Raw genomic sequence first — 7,460 nt, 5'->3', positions numbered from 1 at the left:
CAGATCGAAGGCGTCCAGAAATCTAGGGGCTACTCAGATCGACGCGCCGCGACAATCACATTCTCATCCTGATTGACGCGCAATCATCATCCAGTTTGTCGCGCTACAGGCGCCTGAACGGCCGCTATCGCGGCGACTATCGCCGGCTCTGCCAGGCCGCGAGCGAAAGGCAGCATTTCAAACTTTTAACCCTGAAGGCGACTATCCGGACACGCCGACTTTTTGGCCATAGAATGCACGATATGGTGCCTCTCAAAGCGGACGTGGAACACTGTAAACCATAAAAGTCGCTCCCCTTGGCGCACATGACATGTACACCAAGGGGAATGCCGTATTTATGAAGCCCTAATTGCCTCCCTCACAAGAAGCCGTTCAAGGACAGCTGCAAAATACGGTGGCGCCTCTTCCATCGGATAGTGGCCGCAGCCGGAAACCGTTTCCACAGAAAGATCCTCGTACCAACGTCGGAACATGGGAGACATGGTGGCCTCATCCAGTCCGGGATCGCGAGTCCCGAGGATCAGATTGGCTTTCATGCTCGAGCCTATGAGGCTCGAAGAAAAATCTGTCCGAAACAGTTCGAAATAGTTCATCTTCACCTCAGGCGAAGAAGCTATACGGCTGTTTTTCCGTTTCGCTTCGATCCATCCGTTCGAAAGCGAACCAGACAAAGACCGCATCAGCTTGCAAAAGGCATCGTCGTCGCGGGCTGTTGATGCGAAAAATGCCAGCGCGTCATCGCTCGCAGGTGACCCACTGGCCGGAAGCGGGCAGACGGCAGTCAGGCTGACAATGCGATCTGGTACAAGCATGGCAATAAATTGGGCGATCATTGCGGACAACGAGTGCCCGACAATATGGAAACGCCGCCAATCCAGCCTGTCAGCGAGAGCAATCACAACCAGTGCGAATTGGTCGATGCCTGCTAGCACCGGGCGATCACGAGACAATCCGTAACCTGGCAGGTCAGCAAAGGCATAATGGAATCTATCGCGGTCGAGATAGGGCAAAAGGGGATCATATATCGTGTGATCGCCATACCAGTCATGCAGCACAATGACCTTTTGCGGGCCATGGCCGACCGAAATGTGTCCGAGAAAGGGGGTGTTTGCGTCGGGGCTCATATGAAATCTCCTTGGCATTTTGCCAAAAAGATCTCAGCCGCTTTCCAAGAGCGCCGATATGCAGCTTGGTTCGCATGCTGGCTCAGGGAAGTCAATCTCCAGCATCTGGCTTCGGCATTCGATTGCGACGCAATGCCGTCCATACAGCGGTACCCTGCATCGTCAGTCCCATCGTTAGGCAAGCCGCGATGACGGCCGCTTTCACGATATGCCATCCAAAAGCTGCCTGATCCTTTCCCCCCAACCTTCCTGCCGATAACGGTGCCTGAGACGCGACCTGAAACCGGCCCTTCGTTGCCGGATCTGACTGCCTGAACGGACGACCGGTTTGGGGGAGCTGATTTGGACGGCCGAATGACCGCTATGAAGGCGGCAATTCCCGGGCCTCCGCTGGCGATCGAAGAGGAAATAGCTGACCAGAGCCGGTCGTCCCCCCGCTTAAGTTTTGAACGGCAGTTTCGGACGAGACTTGTCATTCGACCAACGAGACGCTGCCTCGCAGCAACACGCCCAAATAACAAGCGTTCGATACGCGATTGAAGCTTTCTAAAACCCGCCCTTCGTTACGGAGGCGATAACAGGATGGGATCGAGTAGGAAGCAGTCGTTGACGCGTTACTCTGAGGCGCGCTCTGTCAAATGGTGTAACGCCGGCCAGAGGTTTAACGTCCATGTCGGAGAGAATGGCCCAATAGCCTCTCAAGCTCTGCTGTGGGCCGCGCATATCAGCTGGAGTTACCACTAGGAAAACAGGCTCGATTGCGGTTCGTAACTGCGTTAGACCACTGTAAATGTTGAGGCGAGAAGACGGTCGGGGTCGTGGAACATGCTGCTCCGAGGAATGAGGCTACTTGATGACGTTCGACGAGGCTATCGGAGACAGCGAGCAGTTCAGCAAGCGGCACCTGCTGCTGGGCAATGGCTTTAGCATCGCGTGCCGGGCCGACATCTTCCACTACGGGTCACTATATGATCAGGCCGACTTCTCCGCGGCTCCCGAACTGGAGCAGGTGTTCGGAGCCTTGGGGACCAAAGACTTCGAGGCGGTGATCCGCACACTGGAGAGCGCGGCGACCATCCTGCCGGCGTACGTGGCGGACGGCGGAGCGGCCCCGCAGAAGATGCTCGACCATGCGGCCATGCTGAAGGAGATTTTGGTCCAGACGATCGCCGGCAACCACCCGCATGTTCCGTCCGAGATCCCCGACGACAAGTTCGACGCCTGCCGCCGTTTTCTGTCCCACTTCCTGGCGGGCGACAGGGCAGGCTGCGTCTTCACTCTGAACTACGACCTGCTGCTGTATTGGGCGCTGATGCACGACGATCCGTTCTTCGGAAACACCGCCGATCTCGCAAAGAACGACGGCTTCGGGAACGACGAGGGTGAGCCTGATGCTGAATATGTCGTATGGCAGGGCGAGACGAACGCGCACAGCGCCAGCGTCATGTTCCTCCACGGCGCGCTGCACCTGTTCGATTCCGGCAAGGATCTGCTCAAGTACACATGGGTGCGCAAAGGGGTGCCTCTGATCGACCAAGCCCGCGCTGCGCTGGCCGGAAACAAGTTTCCGTTGTTCGTGGCCGAGGGCACCAGCGCCCAAAAGAAGGCCAAGATCCGGCACAACGCCTATCTCTATCAGGGACTGAAGCAGTTCACCGCCAATGTGACCAAAGGAACGCATTGCTGGTTCATCTTCGGTCATTCGCTGGCGGCGAACGACGATCACATACTCACCCGCATTGGACGCGGCAGGTTCAAGAAGCTGTATGTGGGCCTCTACGGCGATCAGTTGGAGGCGTGGAACCAGGACATCATCGCGCGCGCGAACTGGCTAAAGGGCCTGCGCCACGACAAATGGCCGCTGGAGGTCGAGTTCTACGATGCCGAGACTGCGCACGTATGGGGCTGATCGGGCCGCATTTATGCAGAGCGCGGCGGCGGCCATACCGGGATCAGGTCCATCGCTAGCGCAGCAGGCAGGCCGAGCGCGGACGCTTGCCGGTTGTGGCACGATCTGTATGCCAATGTCGTCGACTACCCCATGCCGGAGTTTATTGGCGCGTGCAGGGCATGGGCGTTCAATATTGCGGCGGGGCGGCGCGAGGTTGCAGCCTGCGCTTAAACCTATCTGCTCCGGCAGCTAAAATATGACGACACGGACAAGGATGGCATTGTGGCGTCATTGGTCGAAGCCCGTGCCATGATGGCAACAACCTGACCAACGCTGCCGTCCATCGTCACGCGACTTCGCCTAGCTCTGCCTTGATCCTCTCAATATGATCGAGCGTCTCGTCCACTGCCAGGACGGCGCGGATTTTTGCTGCCTCCAGGCTGCTGCGCCAATGGGGAATGGAAGGGCTGTAGCCGTCCGGCCCCTCGGCCATATGGCGCGCGTGGATTGACCAGCGGCCACGAGACTGAGGGTGAAGCGTCAGTCGTACACCCTGAATTTCTGCGGTCAGGCCGCCATTGTCGCGTTCGGTCCATTGTGTCGCCTGGGCGATGCGGCGCGCACGCCACTTATCGCGCTGGAGCAGGGTCAGGATGACCTGCATCTCACCCGAGACCCGCGCATCGGCACTTGCCATCCGCTGGATGCTGCGCAGGATGGTCTTCAACTCACGCTTATCGCCCAGTTCGGACAACAAGCCTGCGAAACTGCTCTGATTGAGTTCAAGGCCCTCGATCGTGGAGCGCAGCGCTTCGGCCTCGAGACCTGTCGGGTCACAAGTTTCCATAGTTCATCCTTGAGATTTGTTACCCGTTGCATATACGACAAAACGTCGCAATTTTCAAGTCCCAAGAACTTGCGTTACGGCCAAGATGATCGGGCCGAGTTCGGATCGGTACGGGCAACTGCGCCTTGGTGGGCTCACAAACCTCCCAAACGAACATAAGATTTTCACATCCAGTCACTGAAGGCCTGCCTTTCGGCAATTGGCCCCGCTTGTGATGTTGCGAAAGGCGTTTCGGGCGGACGTCAAACCACGGCTTCTGACAAGAGCCGCCGTTTGAGTCCCAGACCAAGCCACTCAGCCGGATCCACCGATCAGTGAACGTAGGGCAAGTTCTGAACGCTCTACCTTGAGCACTGAACGTCGGGAATTGGGGCGGCAATCACCAAACATGTCAACGCGGAGATATTTGAGCAAGAACGGTCGAGCGGGAAGGATACATGCTTGGCTAAATGCTGGTGCCGCCAGCAAGGAAATTCCCGATGTCCGCCACCGACACAACCGAGGCCCGCTATCTGCTGCGCATGCAGCGGGTGGTTGATCATATTCACCGTCATCTCGATGGCGATCTGGGGCTTGACGTGTTGAGCGCAGTTGCGGCCTTTTCGCCCTATCATTTCCACCGGCAGTTCAGCGCCATGTTCGGAATGTCGCTCTACCGCTATGTGCAAATGGCGCGGATGAAACGGGCCGCTTCGCGATTGGCCTTTCGCGCGGATGCCGTGACCGACATCGCGTTCGACGCCGGTTATGAGGCGCCCGACAGTTTCGCCCGCGCCTTTCGGCAGTGTATGGGTCAGGCGCCATTGGCCTTTCGGGAACAGCCAGACTGGGTGGCATGGGAAGCGGCAATGGCGCCGCTATCCCGGGCAAGGAGCCAAATCATGACCCAGCAGTTCTCGAGCGAAGATGTCACCCTGCGCGAGGTCCTCGACACCAACATCGCGTTCATGAGTCACCATGGCGATCCCCAACGTCTTGGCGAAACGATCCGGCGCTTTATTGCCTGGCGCAAAGGGCATGGCGTGCGCGCCGCTGATCATGCCACCTACACCATCTTTCACACCGATCCCGAGATCAGCGGACCGGACGCCTATCATATTGACCTCGCCACCGAAATCCGCCGCCCGTTGGCCGCTGCCGATGCCGGCGTCGAGGCCGACACGATACCGGGCGGGCGCTGCGCGGTTCTACGTGTGATCGGCAGTAGCGACGATCTGCGCCCGGCGGCTGAATTCCTCTATCGCGACTGGCTACCTACCAGCGGAGAGGAACTGCGGGATTTTCCGCTCTATGCCCAGCGCGTCCTTTTCTTCCCGGACGTTCCCGAGCATGAAGCGATCACCGATCTGTTCCTGCCGCTCCAGTATAAGCTCGGCCTCCGGTCAGATGGCCGCATCTCGAATGGATAGCTTGATGAATGAATACCGTGTGAGGAGAAGACGACTAAAGGGAGTGTGTTAGAGCGGCTGTCGCGATCTCAATGAGAAAGCATCAGGACGAAAGGAATGCGGCGAGCGACGCGGCGTCAGCGGCACAGTGCCCGCCATAGAGCGGATGCCACTCCGTTTTCACGCCGTGCGCGCGGGCAATATCGACCAGCCGCTGAGAGCCTTCGAAATTGCCATAGGCATCGTACAGGCCGTTCGACAGATAAAGCGCTGGATAGTCGGGACGCGCCTGCTCGATCAGGGCAAGCGGTGAGATGCGCTGCCACTCCGCGTCGTTCGCCGCATATTTCCGCGCCAGCATCCACACGCCGAAGATCATCTTGGGGTCGGCACCCGTCCGCTTCGCTGCGGCCCGGATTTCAGCGAACGATGCGAAGGGCGAGACCGCATAGATGCCGGGGCAAAGCGCCGCGACCTTGGCGAAGCGCGATGGATGCGACAGGCCGGCGATCAGAACGTTGAGCCCGCCCATCGACTCTCCCATCAGCAGGCGACGGCGTGGCCTGCCGGCCTTCGCCTCGATGGCGGGCAGGCGGCGCATCATGTCGTCCAGCAGGCCGCTATCGGCCTTGTCGCCCTTGGGCGTTAGCAGCCAGGTGGGGCCATAGGACAGTTCGACGACGGTAGGTGGAAATGCGGCGCTGCGCTGCCATTCGGCTTGGACCATCGCGGTGAGATAGGTGTCGTCGTTCCAGATGCGCTCGTCGAGGTTGCGACCATGGAGATGGTAGAGGACATCGCCGTTCGTCCCGCGCTGGTCACGATAGATGCAGTAGCGTAGCGGCCCATCGGTGCCGCAGCTCTGCGTGGCGGGACGAAACGCCACCGCCTGATCGCCGCGTGGCTGCGTGATCTGACCCCATGCATAGTAGAGTGACGCTATGATCAATGCGCCGATCAGCCAGTATCTATTTGGGCGTCGAACCGCGAAGGCGGTCAAGCGGCGGAGCTTTTTGCTGTGGTTCGACATGGCAATCATGCCAGCGCGACGAGGAGGTCGCGGGCAGGCGGCGATCGATCCGTCGGATCATCTCCATGCCACGCCTTCCGAGCGGGCACACCAGTCAGCTTCGGCAGTGCGAAGAGGCTCACCACATAGCCGATGATCGCGCTGCCGCCGTAACCGACGACCGGCGTCGGATAATTGCCGAGAGCCGCAGCGGCTATCGCGGCAAACCAGACCGCACCGAAGACCGCGTACACCGTTCGATTATCAGGATCGCGAGTCAAACCGACGATTGCCGGCACGAGCATCAGTGCCGCACCGCCCCACACCGCTAAGACAGCACCCGCATGGATGTCGAAAGAAGAATAGAGGATCTGATCGACGTAAGGGGCGGCCGGCAGCGAGTCGGCACGCATCAGCGTGGCGGCAAACCCAGCGGCACCGGCGGCGCACGCTATGACAGTGCCTGGATCGCGGCGGATGACCGCGAGGATGGTCACGCAAAGCGCGAGCATCCCGGCCATCGCCCTGTCAGGCTGAAGCGCCATCGCGGCAGCGGAGATGACAAGGCCCGCCGCCGCTGTCGCGCTGCGTGTTTGCGCAAAGGCGACCAGCATCACCGGCAACAGGACCAGGCTCGGTTGGATTGCCAGGTCCGCCAGGTTTACCCAGCGCGCCGCACCGTCGACCTGGGCGCCGAAGAGGGCCGTGGCTAGCAACGCGCCGGCCATCGCGACGATGGCGGTATCGGCCCAGCGCCGGTCGGCCATCGCGATATTGCCGAGCATCCCCAGCATGGAGAGGCCGATCGCCAACGCACCGAGGTTGATCCCGAGGTAGCGGATCGGCGCACCAGCGAACGCCATATAGGCAATCCCCAGCAAGGCTGCGCTGATCGCGCACAGGATTCCGAGCGCGCGGGGACGACGCAGCATGGAGTCAAGGCGGTTCATGGCGGTCGATCCTTCGCCAAAGGGATGAAGCAGATGTACTGCGAGGGCGCGCGGCAGAAGACCGCTCAGGCTGTCGATGGCGAAAAGGAGTGCCTTGGTGTCGTCTGGAATACTGGCCGCCTCGTACCGCACCGCCCAACCCCACGACTGCATTGAGGGCGGTAGGACGGCTTGCAGAAGACGGCAGCAAAGGGCTGCGAGAGCACGGCGCAGACCGACGCTCATATCGTCGCCCGCCCGTGATGCGACGC

The 7,460-nt window shown here is 60.0% G+C and carries 6 protein-coding genes; 2 read left to right on the top strand and 4 right to left on the bottom strand.

What is annotated here, in order from left to right; translation table 11 throughout:
* Positions 1 to 335: 335 nt before the first annotated feature.
* Positions 336 to 1,124 carry an alpha/beta fold hydrolase gene (locus IP65_RS20560; RefSeq protein WP_054132897.1) on the bottom strand — a complete coding sequence of 263 codons (789 nt, stop codon included), beginning with the start codon at positions 1,122 to 1,124 and terminating at the stop codon, positions 336 to 338.
* Positions 1,125 to 1,977: 853 nt separating this feature from the next.
* Between IP65_RS20560 and IP65_RS20555 the strand changes: the two genes are divergently transcribed.
* Entirely contained in the window at positions 1,978 to 3,033 is a 1,056-nt protein-coding gene (locus IP65_RS20555) for a DUF4917 family protein (RefSeq protein WP_054132896.1), read from the top strand.
* A 328-nt stretch (positions 3,034 to 3,361) separates the two neighbouring features.
* Here IP65_RS20555 and IP65_RS20550 read toward each other — a convergent pair whose 3' ends face one another.
* Complete coding sequence (locus IP65_RS20550; protein WP_054132895.1) at positions 3,362 to 3,862, bottom strand: hypothetical protein; 501 nt, start codon at positions 3,860 to 3,862, stop codon at positions 3,362 to 3,364.
* A gap of 479 nt (positions 3,863 to 4,341) precedes the next feature.
* On the opposite strand from IP65_RS20550, the gene IP65_RS20545 reads away from it, so the two are divergent.
* The gene (locus tag IP65_RS20545) at positions 4,342 to 5,271 is read left to right on the top strand and encodes a GyrI-like domain-containing protein (RefSeq protein WP_054132894.1); all 930 of its coding nucleotides are present in this window, start codon (positions 4,342 to 4,344) and stop codon (positions 5,269 to 5,271) included.
* Positions 5,272 to 5,353: 82 nt separating this feature from the next.
* Here IP65_RS20545 and IP65_RS20540 read toward each other — a convergent pair whose 3' ends face one another.
* Positions 5,354 to 6,289, bottom strand: coding sequence for an alpha/beta hydrolase-fold protein (locus IP65_RS20540; RefSeq protein WP_197279317.1), 936 nt, complete (start codon positions 6,287 to 6,289; stop codon positions 5,354 to 5,356).
* A partial coding sequence (locus IP65_RS20535) for an FtsW/RodA/SpoVE family cell cycle protein (protein ID WP_231627891.1) occupies positions 6,286 to 7,460 on the bottom strand: 1,175 nt, incomplete at its 5' end. The genes IP65_RS20540 and IP65_RS20535, both read right to left, overlap by 4 nt.

This window comes from Novosphingobium sp. AAP1 (assembly GCF_001295765.1).
GTDB lineage: Bacteria > Pseudomonadota > Alphaproteobacteria > Sphingomonadales > Sphingomonadaceae > Novosphingobium > Novosphingobium capsulatum.
The sequence above is the reverse complement of the archived record's forward strand: the minus strand, read 5'-3'. Positions and strand labels throughout refer to the sequence as shown.

Coding starts and splice junctions, on each gene's coding strand:
- IP65_RS20560 (WP_054132897.1), bottom strand. CDS start 1,124: ATGAGCCCCGACGCAAACACCCCCTTTCTCGGACACATTTCGGTCGGC.
- IP65_RS20545 (WP_054132894.1), top strand. CDS start 4,342: ATGTCCGCCACCGACACAACCGAGGCCCGCTATCTGCTGCGCATGCAG.
- IP65_RS20555 (WP_054132896.1), top strand. CDS start 1,978: ATGACGTTCGACGAGGCTATCGGAGACAGCGAGCAGTTCAGCAAGCGG.
- IP65_RS20540 (WP_197279317.1), bottom strand. CDS start 6,289: ATGATTGCCATGTCGAACCACAGCAAAAAGCTCCGCCGCTTGACCGCC.
- IP65_RS20550 (WP_054132895.1), bottom strand. CDS start 3,862: ATGGAAACTTGTGACCCGACAGGTCTCGAGGCCGAAGCGCTGCGCTCC.